The sequence below is a fragment of the Paraburkholderia franconis genome (assembly GCF_009362735.1).
Taxonomy (GTDB): Bacteria; Pseudomonadota; Gammaproteobacteria; order Burkholderiales; family Burkholderiaceae; genus Paraburkholderia; species Paraburkholderia franconis.
Map to the genome: position 1 here is coordinate 1 of NZ_WHNP01000078.1, position 17630 is coordinate 17630.

17 protein-coding genes and 3 pseudogenes are annotated in these 17630 nt (G+C 62.1%); 10 read left to right on the forward strand and 10 right to left on the reverse strand.

Going from position 1 to position 17630, the window contains the following annotated elements; genetic code table 11:
• Both aroE and aroQ read left to right on the forward strand, forming a co-directional pair.
• Nucleotides 1-168: pseudogene (gene aroE / locus GCT13_RS39650) on the forward strand (shikimate dehydrogenase); the annotation flags it as partial.
• Nucleotides 169-187: 19 nt separating this feature from the next.
• Nucleotides 188-631 (forward strand): annotated as a pseudogene (gene aroQ, locus GCT13_RS39655) (type II 3-dehydroquinate dehydratase).
• 202 nt (nt 632-833) lie between these two features.
• On the opposite strand, the gene GCT13_RS39660 reads toward aroQ, so the two are convergent.
• Nucleotides 834-1781, reverse strand: coding sequence for a LysR family transcriptional regulator (locus GCT13_RS39660; RefSeq protein ID WP_152767372.1), 948 nt, complete (start codon nt 1779-1781; stop codon nt 834-836).
• A 163-nt stretch (nt 1782-1944) separates the two neighbouring features.
• Between GCT13_RS39660 and GCT13_RS39665 the strand changes: the two genes are divergently transcribed.
• Complete coding sequence (locus tag GCT13_RS39665) at nt 1945-3162, forward strand: FAD-dependent monooxygenase (protein ID WP_152767373.1); 1218 nt, start codon at nt 1945-1947, stop codon at nt 3160-3162.
• 141 nt (nt 3163-3303) lie between these two features.
• On the opposite strand, the gene GCT13_RS39670 is transcribed toward GCT13_RS39665, so the two are convergent.
• On the reverse strand, nt 3304-3693 hold the full coding sequence (locus GCT13_RS39670) for a hypothetical protein (RefSeq protein ID WP_152767374.1): 390 nt from the start codon (nt 3691-3693) through the stop codon (nt 3304-3306).
• A 112-nt stretch (nt 3694-3805) separates the two neighbouring features.
• Nucleotides 3806-4228: an ACT domain-containing protein gene (locus GCT13_RS39675; protein WP_152767375.1), complete on the reverse strand. Its 423-nt coding sequence runs from the start codon at nt 4226-4228 to the stop codon at nt 3806-3808.
• A 605-nt stretch (nt 4229-4833) separates the two neighbouring features.
• Between GCT13_RS39675 and GCT13_RS39680 the strand changes: the two genes are divergently transcribed.
• From GCT13_RS39680 to GCT13_RS39690, 3 genes are all read left to right on the forward strand, one after another.
• Nucleotides 4834-5100 carry an HPr family phosphocarrier protein gene (locus GCT13_RS39680; protein ID WP_321574919.1) on the forward strand — a complete coding sequence of 89 codons (267 nt, stop codon included), beginning with the start codon at nt 4834-4836 and terminating at the stop codon, nt 5098-5100.
• Between the two features lie 74 nt (nt 5101-5174).
• A complete protein-coding gene (locus GCT13_RS39685; RefSeq protein WP_152767394.1) occupies nt 5175-5918 on the forward strand; it encodes a fused MFS/spermidine synthase in 744 nt (247 codons plus the stop codon).
• Between the two features lie 66 nt (nt 5919-5984).
• Nucleotides 5985-6212 carry a hypothetical protein gene (locus GCT13_RS39690; RefSeq protein ID WP_152767377.1) on the forward strand — a complete coding sequence of 76 codons (228 nt, stop codon included), beginning with the start codon at nt 5985-5987 and terminating at the stop codon, nt 6210-6212.
• 333 nt (nt 6213-6545) lie between these two features.
• On the opposite strand, the pseudogene GCT13_RS39700 reads toward GCT13_RS39690, so the two are convergent.
• Nucleotides 6546-6846, reverse strand: a pseudogene (locus tag GCT13_RS39700) (zinc ribbon domain-containing protein YjdM).
• A 120-nt stretch (nt 6847-6966) separates the two neighbouring features.
• On the opposite strand from GCT13_RS39700, the gene GCT13_RS39705 reads away from it, so the two are divergent.
• Nucleotides 6967-7518 (forward strand): AMP-binding enzyme, encoded by a 552-nt coding sequence (locus tag GCT13_RS39705; RefSeq protein WP_152767378.1) that lies wholly within the window; start codon nt 6967-6969, stop codon nt 7516-7518.
• Between the two features lie 76 nt (nt 7519-7594).
• The gene (locus GCT13_RS39710) at nt 7595-7804 is read left to right on the forward strand and encodes a twin transmembrane helix small protein (protein WP_152767379.1); all 210 of its coding nucleotides are present in this window, start codon (nt 7595-7597) and stop codon (nt 7802-7804) included.
• 76 nt (nt 7805-7880) lie between these two features.
• Here the strand turns inward: GCT13_RS39710 and GCT13_RS39715 are convergent, their stop codons facing one another.
• On the reverse strand, nt 7881-8234 hold the full coding sequence (locus GCT13_RS39715) for a hypothetical protein (protein ID WP_152767380.1): 354 nt from the start codon (nt 8232-8234) through the stop codon (nt 7881-7883).
• A gap of 327 nt (nt 8235-8561) precedes the next feature.
• On the opposite strand from GCT13_RS39715, the gene GCT13_RS39720 reads away from it, so the two are divergent.
• Nucleotides 8562-9116: a universal stress protein gene (locus GCT13_RS39720; RefSeq protein ID WP_152767381.1), complete on the forward strand. Its 555-nt coding sequence runs from the start codon at nt 8562-8564 to the stop codon at nt 9114-9116.
• A 692-nt stretch (nt 9117-9808) separates the two neighbouring features.
• On the opposite strand, the gene GCT13_RS39725 is transcribed toward GCT13_RS39720, so the two are convergent.
• From GCT13_RS39725 to GCT13_RS39740, 4 genes are all read right to left on the reverse strand, one after another.
• Nucleotides 9809-10402, reverse strand: a complete 594-nt coding sequence (locus GCT13_RS39725) for a dioxygenase family protein (protein ID WP_321574920.1) — start codon at nt 10400-10402, stop codon at nt 9809-9811.
• Between the two features lie 1633 nt (nt 10403-12035).
• The gene (locus tag GCT13_RS48785; protein WP_321574921.1) at nt 12036-12713 is read right to left on the reverse strand and encodes a beta/alpha barrel domain-containing protein; all 678 of its coding nucleotides are present in this window, start codon (nt 12711-12713) and stop codon (nt 12036-12038) included.
• A gap of 1 nt (nt 12714) precedes the next feature.
• Nucleotides 12715-13740, reverse strand: a complete 1026-nt coding sequence (gene pdxA, locus GCT13_RS48790) for a 4-hydroxythreonine-4-phosphate dehydrogenase PdxA (protein ID WP_193727886.1) — start codon at nt 13738-13740, stop codon at nt 12715-12717.
• Entirely contained in the window at nt 13737-14855 is a 1119-nt protein-coding gene (locus GCT13_RS39740) for a four-carbon acid sugar kinase family protein (protein WP_152767382.1), read from the reverse strand. Before GCT13_RS39740 ends, pdxA begins: the two co-directional genes overlap by 4 nt.
• Nucleotides 14856-14942: 87 nt before the next feature.
• On the opposite strand from GCT13_RS39740, the gene pdxR reads away from it, so the two are divergent.
• Complete coding sequence (pdxR, locus tag GCT13_RS39745; RefSeq protein WP_152767383.1) at nt 14943-16454, forward strand: MocR-like pyridoxine biosynthesis transcription factor PdxR; 1512 nt, start codon at nt 14943-14945, stop codon at nt 16452-16454.
• Here pdxR and GCT13_RS39750 read toward each other — a convergent pair.
• The gene (locus GCT13_RS39750) at nt 16436-17620 is read right to left on the reverse strand and encodes a M20 aminoacylase family protein (protein WP_152767384.1); all 1185 of its coding nucleotides are present in this window, start codon (nt 17618-17620) and stop codon (nt 16436-16438) included. The two genes, pdxR and GCT13_RS39750, sit on opposite strands and share 19 nt — an antisense overlap.
• Nucleotides 17621-17630 lie beyond the last annotated feature (10 nt).

Consider the following 17630-nt stretch of genomic DNA (forward strand, 5'->3'; position numbering starts at 1 on the left):
AAGCGCCTCACGCCATTCCTGCGGCTCGCACGCAATGCTGGTGTGCGCGGCATCGCAGATGGTGTGGGCATGCTGGTCGAGCAGGCAGCGGAAGCGTTCGCATGGTGGCGCGGCGTGCGTCCCCGGACGCGCGCCGTGATCGACAGGCTCACCGTGCCGCTGGATTGAACTTGCTACGGAGACGCATGTGAAGAAGGTCCTGATGCTTCATGGCATCAATCACAACATGTTCAGCAAGCGCGACCCCGTGCTATACGGGACGATCACGTAGGACGATATCGATGGGCAATTGCAGTCGATGGGCTAAGAACTCGGCGTGCTGGCGGAATCGTTCCAGACGAATAGCGAAGCGGCGATGTGCGAGCGCATCCATCACGCGTTCGAGGAGCATCAGGACGCGGTGCTGATCAACGCCGGTGCGTGGACGCACTATAGCTACGGGATCCGCGATGCGCTGGCCATCCTCACATGTCCTGTCGTCGAAGTGCACATGTCGAACATTCATGCGCGGGAGCCGTTCCGGCATCGTTCGGTGTTCGCCGATATCGTCAAAGGGCAGATTTGCGGGTTCGGCGTTCAGAGTTATGTCCTCGCGCTGCGAGCGGCGGCCTCGGAAATCGTCCAGGTGTAAAACTGCATGCCGGAGCCGATAAAGGGATATTTCTGTATTTGGCGGTGAAAACTCGAATGGCGGGTCTTGTGCGTGGACGGGACAGGTGGCTGTCCATTCGCGCATGCGCCCGAATGACCGAAAGTGGCCCGAATCCGGTCAAACGTGCATTGAGTTCGCGTGATCGCCCGTGATCGAAACAGATTGGGCCATTCGACCAAATCTATTGTTTCTTTTGTGCGGACCTTGCTTTGCGCGCCTGCGTTCCCGTGTCCGTGAACAGATCGATCACCACACCGCGCAGCCAGCGATTGGCTTCGTCCTGGTGCGCTCGCGCGTGCCAGAGCAGATGGATCGGCGCGGCGGGCAGTGTCAATGGCAACGCGCGCAGGCTGAGCGAGAACGGGATGGCCAGTTGCAGGGCAAGTCGCTCCGGCACCGTAGCGATCAGATCAGTGCGTTGCAGGATGAAGCCGACGCTCATGAAGTGCGGCACAGTCAGTCGCACCTGACGCCATACACCGCGCCGTTTCAGCCATTCGTCCACCTGACCGTGGCCGGTGCCGGCCGACACAACTACCAGGTGCTCGGCCTCGCGCCAGGCAGCAAGCGTGAGCGGCGCATCCTCGAGCGGATGGCCGTGCCTGAACAGACAGACATAGCGCTGATCGAACAGGCGGCGCTGATAGAAGCCACCTTTGAGTTGCGGCAGCAAGCCGATGGCCAGATCCACGCGGCCGGTGGCCATTTCGCTGCTTAGATTGACGCTTGAGTTGCGGACTGTATTGAGTGCGACGCCCGGCGCTTCTCGCGACAGTCGCTCAAGCAGCGCAGGCAGGAACACGACTTCGCCGATATCGGTCATGCCGATCGTCATCGTACGCATGGCGCGTAGCGGATCGAAGCCGGACACGGGATTGAGCGCTGCATGCAGGGTGGCAAGTGCCTGCGAGACCGGTTCCGCCAGACGCAGCGCGAACGGGGTCGGAACTACGCCGCCTGGCCCGCGCACGAACAGCGGATCGCCAATCCGGCGGCGGAGCTTGGCAAGGGCATTGCTGACGCCGGGCTGGCTCATTTTCATCTGCTCGGCGACAGTCGCCACGCGCCGTTCCTGCATCAGCCGCTGGAAGAGCACCAGCAGATTGAGATCGATATCACTCAGTTCCATGTCTCTGTCATAACCGTGCTCATTCAATCCAGTGATGAAGCACATTCATTCCATCTTATTGAGGGATGAAGGTCTAGTGTTGAAAATACTGACATGGCTCGCGCATTCGACGCGCCGTCGGTGCGCGCCAGAGCAACGCGAACTGGATATCGGAGACACATTCATGCGGCAGATGGACCTGAAGATTGCTATTGTCGGCGCCGGCATCGGCGGCCTGACGCTTGCGCTCGCGCTGCGCGAGCACGGGATCGATGCGCAGCTCTACGAGCAGACCGACGAGTTGCGCGAGGTGGGAGCGGCCGTCGCGCTCTCGGCCAACGCGACGCGCTTTTATGAGCGCATGGGACTACGTCCGGCCTTCGAAAAGGTCTGCGCGGAGGTACCTGGCCTTATCTATCGCGACGGGCGCAGCGGTGCAGTCATCGGCCATCATCGTGGCGCACCCAGCTATCGCGAGCAGTTCGGCGGCTCATACTGGGGCATTCATCGTGCCGATCTGCAGGCGGCGCTGTCCAGGGCTGTCGGCCTCGAGCGCATCAAGCTCAGCCATCGGCTCGTCGATCTCGCGCAGCATCCCGATCGCGTGAGTTTGACCTTCGATAACGGTCAGCGGATCGACGTCGACCTTGTGATCGGCGCCGACGTGGCGCGCTCGATCACGCGGCGCTGGATGCTTGGCTATGATGACGCCCTGTATTCGGGTTGCTCGGGCTTTCGCGGCGTGGTGCCGGCCGAGCGCATGGATCTGCTGCCCGATCCCGAGACCATCCAGTTCTGGGTCGGACCTGGCGGCCATCTGCTGCATTATCCAATTGGCGACAAAGGCGACCAGAATTTCCTCCTGGTCGAGCGTCATCCATCGCCGTGGCCGTTACGCGACTGGGTCATGCCAGCCAGCGAGGGCGAGCAACTGCGCCTGTTCAGGGACTGGCATCCCGCCGTCGTGCAGATGGTCACGGCCGTGCCGATCAGTCAGCGCTGGGGCCTGTTCCATCGTCCCCCGCTTGGCCGCTGGAGCAAGGGCCGCGTGACGCTGATCGGTGATGCCGCGCATGCACTTGTGCCACATCACGGCCAGGGCGCCAACCAGTCGATCGAGGATGCCGTGGTGCTGGCCGCGCAATTGGGCAAGGCAGGTCCTGGCAATTGGCGCGAGGCTCAGGAAACCTACGAGCGCCTTCGCAGGGGCCGCACGCGCAAGGTGCAGTACGCGTCGATCGCCACTGCGGACGTACTGCATCTGCCCGACGGTCCGGCCGCGCTGGCGCGCAACGCCCGCCTCGGCGCACGCGACAGCCTGCTGCATCACCTGGACTGGATTCACGGATTCGACGCCCTCACGGAAGAGCCAAACGAACGTCAGGGCGGCACCTGGCTTTGAGCCAGTCGCCCTCTGGCGATTTCCCGATTTCTCCGCGTGTCAACGTCACGGCGGCCTTGGGCGCATGACGCGCCCTTCTCGTTGACGCAAAGCTCCACGGGCCCAGTTCGACCCGAAACAGCCGCCCGAGCGAGCGCCACATCAATGGCTCCTTTCGGGATACAGAACAGCGGCACGCGAGCCAGGGCGATAGTCTGGCATGGGTCGAAGCGCCTTGTTTTGATCGCTGAGCCGTGTCCGCGCCGATCGGAATTTGACCCGGTCGACCGGTATCAGGCGCGCAGCATCGAGCGGCACTCCTTCTACGGCGCGGACACTGGGCCCGTGCTGGAGCGGCAACATCGGCAGCACACGATTCGCGATGAACTGGCCCGGCATTTCGCGAACGCAGCCACCGGCGCTGCGATCGAGGCCGAGTGGCGTGACCCCGGCGGTGCATCGAATGCCGTCGTGCCGCTGCACGTCCAGTACGCCGATCTGGTTGTCGCGAGTCAGCCCGACCCCGATGACCCCGACGTCCAGTTGCCCCACACCTCGTCCAATACCTGCGGCTGTAGTCGGACAACCGGTCTGGCTGGCTCCCTACGCTGGCGCCAGCGGCGCTGGGCGCAAGCGTACTGCAGGCGAAGCCTGACGCGGTGCCTCAGGCCCTCTGCAGGATGTCCATCGCCCGATTGGTGTCGTCTAGCGAGTCCACCGCGAGATAGGCAATGAACTGTGAGCCGAGTACCGCGGCTGACACGCCGCGGAGGTTGATTCCCCCGTCAGCGAGCCTCTGGGTCAATTCCGCGATGATTCCCAGCTGGTCCAGACCCATCACCCGGACAGAGTGAAGGCTCGGGGTGACGTTGAACCCCACCTGCGTGGCGGCATGGATCTCCTGATCACCCTGCAGCGGTGCGACAAACACGACCCCCTTGCCCGGTGATTCCGGCGTGCGGCGTGCGACGACGAACTGCAGGTCCGCGCCAGCATCCCGCAAGGCACCCAATACCTGCGCAAGCCCGCCCGGTTTGTCCTCGATGGTGGCCGCCCAGACATCGACACGTTCTACACTCAGTTCCATGGCAGTCCCTCCCTCCTGGCGCACCTCATTCAAAAAAATCTGTTTCAGACCACCGCTGGAATGGCGACATGAAGCGGAAAACGAATGCGGACAACCGGCCGCATCGATTACAGGCGTGTTCCGCAACCCGCAACCGGACGACGCCTTGTCACCTCAATTGTAGGAAGTCGCGGTTGTCATGCACAGAGCCACCTATCCCGGAACAGCGTTAGCTGAAAAATCAAAGGAAGGCGGGAGCGTCCGCTGTGCACCGCTGCCGATAAGCAGCGCATCAATGTGGTCCAAAGCGGAGAGAGGCCGGAACGGTCCGCGTTGTCTCCAGCGATATCACGTTCGACGCGATACTGCATGCACATTATATGTTAATGATATGTGCATAATCTGATATTTTCATTACAATATGGAAGAGCCCTGCCAGGGTACGGAGATGATCCATCTGGATCACGACATGGGACTGCTCGACATCGTCACGATCAGTTTGCAGGATGATGTGTGGGACAGCAGGTTACGCGCGTTCTTCGCCCGGGTGCTCGCCGGCCTGATGCATTGAGAGGCGGGCCACATCGCGCACGTGGTATTGGAAGGCATTTCTGAAGGGAAACATCGTGGCAGAAGCATGGGTCGACATCGGCCGGCAATGGAACCGGCAGGGACACGATGTCGCCGGACAGGCACTCGCCCGCACCGCGTGCCGGTTCGAGAGCGATATCGTTCTGGTCGCAAACGGTCGTCGGGGAAATGCGAAGGACGTCATGTCCATCGCATCGCTGCGGGCACGGACCGGCACAGCCGTACAGATACTGGCCAGTGGCCCGGACGAAGAGGACGCGCTGCGCGCCCTGGCTTCGCTGTGCGACGACCCGTCCGCGTGACCGGGTCTGTCCGTCAACACCGAGGCGGGCCAGCGCATCGTAAGGGCCGGCATTCAGGCGACCTCGACGTGCCGATGGTGATCGAGACGGAGCATCTGCTATTGCTGTGCTTCGACGCACGCGGCGTGCAAAGCTGCATGCTGCGCAAGCGCCCCGACGCACTGGCGCTCGGCTACACACGCACCATGATGGGTTTTGTGCTCCTCCATCCCGGCCCGCGACACATATCGATGATCGGACTGGGCGGGGGATCGCTGGCGAAATACTGCTACCGGCATCTGCCCAACGCCCGCATTACTGCGGTCGAGATCAATCGTGAAGTCATTGCGTTGCGCGAGCGGTTTCATATCCCGCCGGATGATGGCCGGCTCACGGTGCTCTGCGCCGATGGCACCCATTTCGTGTCCAGCGGGGAAAACCGGTCCGACGTTCTTGTGCTCGATGGCTTTGTGGCGGACGGGCTACCCCGTGAGCTGGGCAGCCGTGGCTTCTATGAAGCCTGCCATCGCCATCTGAATGAGGACGGCGTGCTCGTCGCCAACTTCGTCAGCGACGATCCGCATATGGAGTCCTATCTGGCCGCGCTGTGCGACGTGTTTGGCCCATCGGTGACGCCTGCACCCGCCGAGGGCAGCGCGATGAACATGATCGTGTTTGCAGGGAAAAGGAGGCATCCGCTGCCTGCCCCCGAAATCCTGATCGAGCGCGCATCCCGTCTCGCCCATCAGCACACGGTCGATCTCGTGGAGGCGGCCGTACGGATCGGCCTTGGCGCGAGCTATGACTGGCGCCGGTCCGCTGAACCGCTCGCGGTCTGAACCCGCTCGTCCGCATGACAGTCAGACTGCGCGCTGGATTTGCACATTGCCTTCGAAGGAGGAAACATGACGGACAAGATCAACCCGAAACCGGAGACCCTGTCCAATTCGGCGCGCTGGGCGCTCGAACGCCTGGCCGAGGTTCGCTATGGCCGGCAAACGCCCGCGCTCGGCTGGTCGGTCACCCGGGAACTGATCAGCGCCGGGATGGTGGCGTACGCGGCGAACGGCCGCGGCGGCATCTCCATCACGGCGGCCGGAAAGGACTTTGTGCGAAACCGGAAACAGGACTGAAGTGCTGTCACGCGCGCCGCAGGATGATAACCGGCCATGAGCAAAGCATCGGCGCCCGTGCTCGCGTTATAACCTGACTAACATCTCTGCGCCCTGGAACATGGAAGCGAGAAGCGCCCGACCGACTGTCCTGACCTATCCTGTCAAGAAGGCAGCGTTCGAGCAACGGTGCCGCGCAGGACCTGACGTCGTCCCGGGTCGGGCGACAGTTGATCCGCGACACGGAGCACGCAGGGGGCGCGACCGCATCGGAAGATCGCCTGAACGGTAACTCCCGTCGCGGCAGACGTGCGACGCTGGCACTACGCCACGAAGACGTCGCACGGAGGCCTGTCAGGCCTCACGCAGATAGCGAGCCTTGAGCATGAAGCCATCCGCCTCCATCCTGCAGTCGACTTCGTGATCACCGCCCGCAAGACGGATGCTTTCGACCTTCGCGCCCCATCTTCGGCGTGACCGATGACCCCTTGACCTTCAGATCCTTGATGCGCACCACAGAATCGCCATCAGCAAGGACATTGCCGTTGCCATCCTTGACGACACGACCGGCATGATCGTCGTCAGTCGCGCTCGGACATTCGTCGCCTCAGGCCGCGCAGACGTTGCTGTCGCCGTCCGGGCAGGTGTTTTCCATTGCGCATGGCGGCTAGGCGGGGATGGTCGACATGAATCGCTTCCAGAGTATCGCGATGTGCAGCAGGCAGTACAACCGCCCGCCCGGCAGCATGTTGCTGAAGCAGACCTCTTTCGGATCATGACACGCGATCAGGCAAAGCCGCGCGAGTATGGACCAGCCATCCTTGGACGCAACGACGACGTGATCAACGTCGCGGGCCACCGTCTCGGCACCAAGGAAATCGAGTCGGCTGCACTGCTCGTGCCGGACGTCGTCGAGGCGGCGGTCGTGCCGGTCACCGACGAGATCAAGGGCAAGGCCCTCCCGAACTCTACGTTGCGCTCAAGCCCGGGCGTAGAGCCGACGCCCGAGATTGCGCAAGAGGTTTCGGACACCGTCTTTGCCAGGATCGGCGCCATCGCGAAGCCCCATCGGGTCGTCATCGTTCCCGGCATGCCCAAAACCTGGTCCGGTAAGATCATGCGACGCGTGCTTGCCGCCATCTCCAATGGCCAGGATCCCGGAGACGTGTTCACGCTGGCCAACCGGAAGTCGTGGACAGTATCACGCAACTCGTCCGATAGGCTGGCAGGGCTGGCGCACACGACCGCATGTGTCCCGGCAAATCCAGCGCGACGGGTAGCTTGCACGCTTATCGACACTGTGGCATCACGTCGCGGCGTATGCTGATGTGCAGCGCTTACGATGATGCGCTATCTTGCGGCTCAGGCATCGGCCGCCGCTCAAGTCTGATCAGAGGCCGTTCATGCACGTTCTCGTCCCCATCGCATTCATTCTGATTATCGCAAGCATGGTCTCGGCGCTGTATTTCATGATGCGCGATCGGGGTAAGACCCAACGGATGGTATGGTCGTTGGCGACGCGTGTCGGGCTGTCGATTACGCTTTTCTTCTCGATCCTCGTTGCGAACTGGATCGGCTGGATCCACCCGACTGGGATCCCGTTTGGCCGCTAGAGCAGACCGCAGCAACGAGCGACAATACGTGAAGTCGGGCGGCGACATGAATTCCCGTGTGAAGATCCCGTGCTGACTATTCCCTCAGCGACGATGCCTGGATCCCCTCGGCCTTGACGAGCGCAGCCAGTTTCGCTCGCTCGCGTGCCACATCAGCCCTCTCCCTCGCTGGCCAGTCGAGGACAACGCCATCGTCGAGCGACTGGCGTACCAGCGAAGAATAATCGGATTTGCTGACCGTCCCCGAGTTCATCGCTTCTGCAATACTGCGCCTGAGATCCGGCGGAAAACTTGCATAGGATGCCGAGAGCGACGCGTACTGTCGCGCATCGATTTCCGCGGAGACATGAAGCGACGCCCAGGTCGCGACAGCGACAATCGCCATCAAGGGCACGGCTGTGTAGCTGAGAACAAACTTGACGGGCGTCATGATCGGTTGTTGTTGCAAAGACACTCGGGACGCATGCTTGCCTGAACCAACGCGCGTTCTAGCGCATGGGTACTGTCGATGAAAGCGGTCGCTGAATGGTCCGCAAGCGACTCTGCATCTTGCGCGTAACTGGAAACTGGAAACTGGACAGCGGATCACGATACCGGAAGTTCGGCAACTGGCGCCGTGCCAGTTTGCCGCACACGAAACAAACAGCCCGCCAAGCTTGCATCGGGCTGACTATACTCGAAGAAGACGTTCCCGGTTCAGGCGGCAGGCTTTGAATGGAACGTCATGGCGTGTGAGCCTGGCCGCGGGGAGAAAGCCATGTTCAAGCATCTGCTTGTGCCGACCGACGGATCGACACTTTCGGAAGAGGCCATCCGGATGGGCGTATCGCTCGCCAGGGAGAGTGGAGCCAAGGTCACCGCTGTCCACGTCATCCCGGAATTTCACGCTTTCGCGTACGGTCCGGAAATGCTCACGGATACCGAGGAGCACTTCCTTAAGGTCGCCCGGCAACACGCAGACGACTATCTTGGCACAGTGACGAAATCCGCCACCGAGGCCGGGGTCGAATGCGAAGTGGTAGCGACCACGCGGGCTCACCCCTATGAGGCCATCATTAGCGTTGCCGCGCAGCGCAAGTGTGATCTCATCGTGATGTCATCCCACGGTCGTGGCGGTGTGCGCGCTTTGCTGTTAGGCAGTGAAACGCAAAAGGTCCTCGCTCACAGCAATATTCCCGTGCTGGTCGTCCGGCCGTCCGCCTCTGCCGGGAAGAGTCACGGAGAAGAATCAGAACAATCCGGCACGTCATCCACCACTTCACACGACCTGCCGCCGTCGTTCATCATTGCGCGCGTTGCCAGCCCGGGTTAGTGCCCCACTCCGGTGACGGACCTGCGGGAACACTGACATCACAGCGCTGGACGCCGACCTCGGTGCGCGATGCGCAGGCGCGCCGTGCTGTCGCCTGCGCATCGCGCTGCAGGCGCGCAACCCCTTGATTCTCTGTCGGTGCATTCGCTGCGGATCGCCCAGAGCATGTCATGCCGCGGTCAACGCGGCCGCGTCGACATCAGTACCGTGCGCTCATCCGTGTCATATCAGCGGCAGTTCCGGCTCATCTGGAACCGGTGGGTGAGAAGGAACACCCATTAGCGGGCCCCGTGTCAAGTGAGCAATCTCGCAAAGCGGGCCTCCGATCCACTCCTGAAGGCGCCCGAGTTTGCTGAGCGGATGGGCCTCCAGCTTGACGATCACTGTCTTGCTGCCCGCACAATATTGCGAAGGGGCATAGCAAGAACTGAGCGGTACTGAGAGGCGACCAATTACCCCGCTGACACGACGCAACAAGATAATTGTCGTTCGGCCGGACTTCACGCTTGACGCTCTACAACCAGGAGAATCAAGGGCGGATCTTTGGCCGATAGAGCGGTTCTCCATGCTGCTCCCGGCGACCTGGCTTTTGTCATCGTCGCTACGGAGTCAACCAGGTTGGTGCCAGATAACACTTCCAGGATCACGTCGTCCCTTACTCTCGATACACCCCGGCTTCACAACCACTTGCGCTACGTGAGCGCGAGGACGAAATCAAACTGGGCCGCCTTTCGCTCGCCGTCGTTGTCAATCGTCATCAATAGCCGCCAATCGAACAGGGAATCGCGAGCATTGCGCTGCTCGCCCGGAAAGTACAGTTGGGTGGTCAGGATCGGCCCGTTGGGCGGCCGCACCGTCACATGAATGTGTCGTGTGCGTCCCGGATATAGCCCCGGCACGATGGTCTCAAGGCGGTAGCATCCCTCGCGGTCGGAGAATTGGTGGCCGCGTAGCCGGAACCCCTCGACGTCGTACTCGCCGGCGTCATTGGCGTGCCAGAAATCGAGCAAAGCCCCGGGAACAGCGCTGCATTGCGTCGAATACACCCGTCCGGTCAGGACGATCTTCGTTCCATTGATGCCCGGTTCGAGCAGCGATGCGCGTTGCGGCGAGTGCGGCAGGAAAAACGGACCTGCCGTCTGCTGCCGGGTCGGTTCGTGTTCGGTGCAGGCGGGCGTAGCTGAAACTGCGCCGGGCCGCCCATATGCATGTTCGAGGGCCAACAGCAGCAACGTGGACGGCACTGCGGCAGACCTGCGAAGAAAATCGCGCCGTCCCTGACTCACACTTCGTGTCCGCATCGTGGGCGATCCTTGCTTGCCGCGCGCTGGCTCCGTTAGCCGCAACGTTGTCGGCCTGGCAGTGTGCGCAGCGCAGCCTACCGATCCTATGCTGACCATGGTAAGCCGAAATGGCCGTGTTGTCGGCTGCCACTGAAAACGCAAACCGTGCCGGATGGGTGAAAAGCTACTGCCACAGTTCGTGAAAAATCCGGAGGCCGACACGCCGCGCGAGAACATTTGGCCGGCCACGAGCAACGCTGATCGGGTACAGAACAGCCGCACGCGAGCCAAGGCGATGGTCGGGCATGGGTCGAAGCGCCTTGTTTCGACCGCTAAGCCGTGTCCGCGGCGATCGGATTTTGACCCGGTCGACCGGTATCAGGCGTTAAACGCCTTAGCGAAGTGCTAGAGGCCCGAGAATCGCCGAAATCGTTTGGAAATCAATAGCTTGTTTCGCACACCAACACACTGAAACGGGTGTAAAAACGTCCTGTTCCGTCTCAATAAAATCAATTACTTACCCAAGGGTTTTGAACACGTTAACGCGATGCCCAGTGGAGCAGATACGCGGCACACGCCTCATGAAACACACGACTGGCCACCGGGAGTCGAGCAACCAGCGATCAGCAAACACGGGGCGCAGATCCCCTTCCGTTGTTAGCGAAACGACGCCAGGAACGTCTGAGGACGCCAGTGCTGGATGGCGTCCAACACCCCTCCCCCAATGAATCCGGAAGCCCGTCGGCTACCGGCGATTCCCTGTTCCTTTTGCTGTGCCGAACTTCCGCAGTCGACCCTCTCCGGCCGCTCAAGCGGCGGGGAGGTCGATGGCGGCTTTGAGGCAAGCTTCGGCCGTCCGGTTCTGCGTCTCGGACGAGATACTGCTCCGAGGCGGGCGCGCTCCGTCATCGAGCCCAATGATCGACGTTCAGATCCGATCGCATCGCAAATTGCCTGACGATGAACAAGGAAGCTACGAAGAGTTGACTGCATCGTGGATAGCAGTTGCTCGGGCAGTCGGATATCCAGACCAGCAGCCCTGTATCGCGTGAGCCGATCTTCCTGGGCCGAAATGAGGTAGACCGCCGTGCGTAGATGATGGTCGGCAGCACGAAAATGAGAATGCGCGTCGACGAGCATTGGCATGGGCTTCCCAGTTTCACTACATCGGCGACCAGTATTGGTCTCTACTGATGAGCTATCCAAAAGTGCAGGCGGAAAACACATGCGGCACACTGTCAGACGCAGTTAGTCCCACTCGATTGTCAACCTGCAGGTTCGAGCCTTGTGCGGACGGTATTTCCGCCCAGTCATGTGGCGTCGGTACCTGCAGCTATGCCGAAAATCATGACCGGCAGGTGACGGCCGTTGTCGGAATATACCGGAAGATCAGCGCCCGCCTTGTTTGATAAATCGCGGACACAGTGAGCGCGATACAGGCGTTGATATCGACAGGCTCGTCCGGACGTGGTCCTCGATACCGTCACAACGGCAATGGTGCACTAAGATCGGGCTCGCCGCCAACATCGGCGCGAAAGGCTGCAAACCTCATCGTCCGCAAGATCAAAGGTTGGCGCGGGAGGCACCGCAAATACGGCGTCTGCGCGGATCAGCGTCGAGAAGCCCCGCTCGACCGCTACGCGGTCACGCCTTCGATCTGGAAGATCGTATCGATCTGCGCCGACAGGCGTCGGTCGACGAAAGCTTGCTGAAAAAGCGCGCTGCCTACAGTGAAGCCCCACGTGTTCGCGTGAATCATCGCCTTCACACGCGTTTCGCGGTCGACGCTGCCTGCGGCGATCACGGGCACGTCGACCGCGTCGACAACACGCCTTGCCAGCTCGGCCGGATCGTCCTTGCCGGCAAACCTGTACGCAAGCAAGTCAAGACCATGCACTCCGGGCATCGATGCGATGCGGCGCGCATCCTCGACAATTTCGTTCATCGTCCCTTCGAGCACGGTCGGATGACCAACAGTGCGGCCGACGAACGGAAAATACCGGATTGCCGAGCCACGCACTAGCGGCAGCGCGTCTTCAACGTGGCGGCCTCCAAGCAGGTAGTCGACACCGATCGCGAGCGACGCGTCGATCGATTCCAGCTCTGCTTCGCGGCTTGTTGCGACGACTTCCAGCATGACTTTGCGGCCATCGGCGCGGATGCGCCGGGCGAGCTCTTTCAAGTCTCCCATGGGCAAGCCGACATCCTTGAAGCCGACATAGCGGACTGGGCTGTCACGCAGGCTGTCGTAGTTTGCAATCGCGTCGCTGACGGTCGCGTCGTTTTCGGTCAACATCAGGATGAAGTGGGACACATCAAGCTCCGGTAGACAATGGGGGCTTCGCCCGCGACTGGACGAACTGGTGAGCGGTCTGGAGAGCGACCTGTAGGCTCGCTGGATCGGCAATGCCCTGTCCTGCAATGTCGAAGGCCGTGCCGTGGTCGGGGCTCGTACGCACGAAAGGCAGGCCGACGGTGATGTTCACGCCGTCCTCCACGCCGGCGAGCTTGACCGGTATGAGGCCCTGGTCGTGATACTGCGCTACCACAATGTCGAAGCGGCCGCGGCGGGCGTTCATGAACACAGTGTCGCCGGGCCACGGGCCGCTGGCGTCGATGCCTTCGTTCCGCGCAAGTTCGATTGCAGGCGCGATGATGTCGATATCCTCGCGCCCGAAAAGGCCTCCTTCACCCGCGTGCGGGTTAATGCCAGCGACCGCTACGCGGGGACGCTCGATGCCTAACTCACGCATCGCGCGATCAGCGAGCCCGATGATGCGCAGTTCGCTTTCGACGGACAAGTTCGCGACAGCATCGAGCATCGAGCAGTGAACCGTCACGAGGATCGTACGCAGCGTCGGGTTGACGAGCATCATCGCGTAGTCACGCGTGCCCGAGAGGTCGGCGAGCATTTCCGTGTGACCCGCGTAAGGCACATTTGCGGCGGCGAGCGCTTCCTTGTGGATCGGCGCCGTGCAGATGCCGGCGATCTCGTCCCGAACTGCGAGATCGATTGCTGTACGGATCGCGCCGAATGCGGCCTGACCGGCAGCGGCATTCACTGCGCCAACGGGCAAATCGGGCGGTAGTGCGTTCGCGCCAGGCACCCGCAAGACATCGAGCACGCCCGGCTGCGGTGCGATTTCGGCGACTGAGGTGACCTCTCGTATCGCCAGCTCCAGGCGGAGTGCCGTGGCTTGGCGTCGTAACACACCCGTATCACCGATCACGAACGACGGGTGCTCGGCAATGAACGCGGCGTTGGCAAATGTCTTGACGATGATCTCCGGCCCGATGCCTGCGGCGTCCCCCATCGTGACGGCTATTGGTTTCTGCTTCATGGTTTTGCCCCGGTCAGTGTGCGGATGCAAGTCACCAAGGCGTCGTCGTCTCCGAAACCACCGGCTTTCGTGATCAAGGGAAATCGACCCTTCGCGGTTTGAACTTCGGCTAATGGCACGCCCGGCATGATTTCGCGGCACACGCGCAACGACACTGCCGGCAGCGCGTCGATGATGCGCCGCGCGGTTTCCCCGCCGGTCACAACGAGCCCGCCGCAGGCGCCGCTGTTAACGGCATTCACCGCGTGCGTCACGACTTCGCGCAATGCCGCTTGCGGCACGCCGCTGATCGGCGAACGCGCTTCCTCTGTGGCCAGCACGTCTATTCGGCATTGCGCTTGAGCGACGGCAAGTTGCCGCCGCGATCGTGGATTCAGGCTGCCCACGACAAGCCACGGCCGACCGGCAGACAGTGCAGACGCGACTGCGTCATCGGGCCGGCGATCGCGAACGTCCGCCGCACCACGAGCGCCCGGGAGCCCGCGTGCGAGTCCACGCAGCAGCCCCGTCGAACCCGCGAGCAGCAGATCGGGCTGCCTCGCAAATGTCGTCACGATTGAGTCGAGGTCCGCTTCGGTGCGCGCATCGACCACCACGGCGTCGTCCACGTTCAGCAGCGCGCGGGCGTGCGCCGCGTCGCGCGCGACCTTCATCTCGATGCGATGCGGGCGAAACAATGCCGGGATGCTGGATTCGCACACTGGAAGCGCGGGATCGTGTCGGAATGCTGTTTCGTGCACGGGCACCCCGTCTACCCGTACGCATCCCTCCTCGACTGTACGCCCGGCCGACGGAAACGCCGGCGCGACGAGCAGCTTGCGCCGACCGGAGGAGGCAAGCGCTGTCACGCAATCGCGCGCGACTCGGCCACGCAGCGTCGAATCGAACTGAAGGACAAGTACGTCGGCGTCGCGCCACGCGCGCGCGGCCGTTGCGACAGCGTCGTGGTCGAGCGCCGGCGGGTATTCGCGGGAAGCGGTGTCGAAGCTGACGACCGCGCCCGTCGCGGTGCTGTCGGGGCGGACGAGCACGGCTGTCTCCCAGCCGCGCTCGGCGAAGCAGGCCGTCCCGTCGAGCGCACTCGTAAAGTCGTCGGTGATGATGCGGATGCGCATGGCGATCCCGTGATATTGTTGGTTCGTCAATTCTGCCGATTTACACAGAATTTTTAAGAACCAAAGCCGGATCAGTTTGGATCATTTATGGTTGTGAACCATTCGTCCAGGCAGGCGCTGCCGGCGCTGATCGCCCTGGAACTGGACCGAGACTCGGGAGTGCCGATTTTCCGGCAGATTGCACGGCAACTGCGCGAAAAGATCGTCAGCCACGCGCTGCCGGCCCGCGCGCGGTTGCCGCCTAGCCGCGAACTTGCTGCGCAACTGGCGGTGGCGCGCAACTGTGTCGTCGACGCCTATGAAGAGTTGATCGCCGAAGGCATTGTTGATGGGCGCGGGCGTCACGGCACATTTGTCGTCGCCAACGTACCCGCAGTCCGAGGGGCGGCGATGAGGGCGAGTTGGACGCCATCGCTGCTGCGGCGTATGTCCGCCGATGCACAAGCTGCACCTGAACGAGCGGCGAGTACGCGCCTCGACTGGCGTCCCGGACAGTCGAGCGCCCGGACCTTGCCACTCGATGTATGGCGCAATGCCTGCCGCGAAGTGGGACGGAAGTTGCCGCCAGAAGGCTATGGCGATCCCGGCGGGGAGCCGGGGCTCAGGCGCGCGATCGGTAAATGGCTATTCGAACACCGATCGGTCAACGTCGATCCTGAGCAGATCGTCATTACGCACGGCACGAGCCATGCGCTTCAGCTGGTCGCCCAGGCGCTATTGCGTCGCGGCGACTTGTGCGCAACAGAGGACCCGGGCTACGCCGGCGCTATATCGGCGTTCCTGCGATCGGGTGCATCGTTGCGCTACGTGCCCGTGGACGCGGAAGGCGTGGTCGTCGACCGGATTGTCGAAGACGACGCGGTCCCTGCCCTCGTTCATCTCACTCCGGCCCATCAGTACCCGATGGGGGGACATCTGTCGGGGCCAAGGCGCCGGGCGCTGGTCGAACTCGCGCGCACGCGCGGGATGCTGATGCTCGAGAACGAATACGACTGCGAGTTCCATTACGCAGGAACGAATCATCCGCCGATCTTCAGCCATGCGCCGGAAAGCACGCTGATGCTCAATACCTTCGCGAAGGCGGTCAGCCCTTCCCTTCGGCTCGGGTTCATCGTCGCCCCGCCGGGCGCAGCCGCCGCGCTGGTTGCGCGCGTCGAACGCGAGCGCACGCACGTATCGTGGCCCGTGCAGAAGATAGTCGAAATGTTGCTCGTATCGGGCGAACTGGAGCGGCATTTGCGCAGGGTGCGGCGGCATTATGGGGCGATGCGCGATGCCATACGCGAAAGGCTGACCCCATACGCAGACATGGTCACCCTAAGGGGCGACGAGGGAGGCCTGCATGTGGTCGTGTCAGGAGAGAACGACGCGTTCGACTGTGATCTGCGAGCCGCCCTGCGATCGAAGGGCGTCGTGTTCGACGACGTTCGCGATTTCACGATGCTCGAACCCAATGCGCGCGGTTTTCTGCTCGGATATGGGCATATGGACTGCGAAGCGCTGACAGAATCGCTGAATCTGCTCGAGACCTGTATCAAGCAAATCGGACGTCGCGGTCATTTGCGAAAGAGTGCCAGGCGCTACACCGCACCGAAATAATGCTGCGCCAAAGCAACCCAATATCGGACGCCGACCGGAATGATGTCGTCGTTGAAGTCGTACTTCGGGTGATGTAGCGATCGGGCGGCCGCGCCCGGCGTAGCGTTACCGATCAGCACATAAGCGCCCGGCCGTTCTTCGAGCATGAAGCCGAAATCTTCCGATGTCATGTTCGAAGGAATGTGATTGTCGAGGCGCTCGCTGCTGAACGTCTCGCGAATAACCGTTTCACAGAGCGCGGTCTCGGTCGGCGTGTTGATCGTTGCCGGGTAGTATTGGAAAAACGTCACCTCGACTTGCGCGCCATAGGCCGAGGCCAGTCCTTGGCACATCAGCTCGATGTCGCGCTGCAGCCTTTGTTGCAAAGTCGACGAGAGCGTGCGAATCGTGCCGCGCAACTCGACGCTGTCCGGAATGACGTTGTCTGTATCGCCTGCGCGGAACATGCAGACCGAAACCACAGCCGGATCGACAGGATCCTTATGCCGCGCCGCGATGGTCTGACATTGGAGCACCATCGAACAGGCGAGCGGTATCGGGTCGAGACCCAGGTGAGGTTGAGCCGCATGCGCCCCCTTGCCTGTTACCGTGATTCTGAATCGGGACCCGGCGGCCATGATCGGGCCGGTGCGCAATCCGAAATGCCCGGACGGCAAACCCGGCCAGTTGTGCATGCCGAATACCGCTTCCGTCGGGCATCGCTCGAACAGGCCGTCATCGATCATCCTCCGTGCGCCCGCGCCCCCTTCCTCGCCAGGCTGAAACACGAAATGAACCGTGCCGGGCAACTGCGGCAATTGCTTCAGGACACGGGCGGCGCCCAGCAGCATCACGGTATGCCCGTCGTGTCCGCAGGCATGCATGACTCCGTTCGCACACGAGGCGTGCGCGAAGTGATTGGCCTCCTGGATCGGCAACGCATCGAGGTCCGCGCGCAGCACGATGCCACGGTCCGGGTCGGCGCCGGGCAGGCTCGCGACCACGCCCGTCCCGCCCAGCCCGCGCAACACTGCATAGCCGAGCGATTCGAGCTCACGTGCGACGACGTCTGCCGTCCTGTGTTCTTCGAATCGCAGTTCGGGATGGGCATGCAGGTCGCGTCGCAACTTCGCCCAATGCGCATGATGCGCGTCCAACAAAGTCTCGACCGTTGCGGAGGCATTCAATTTCGGCACC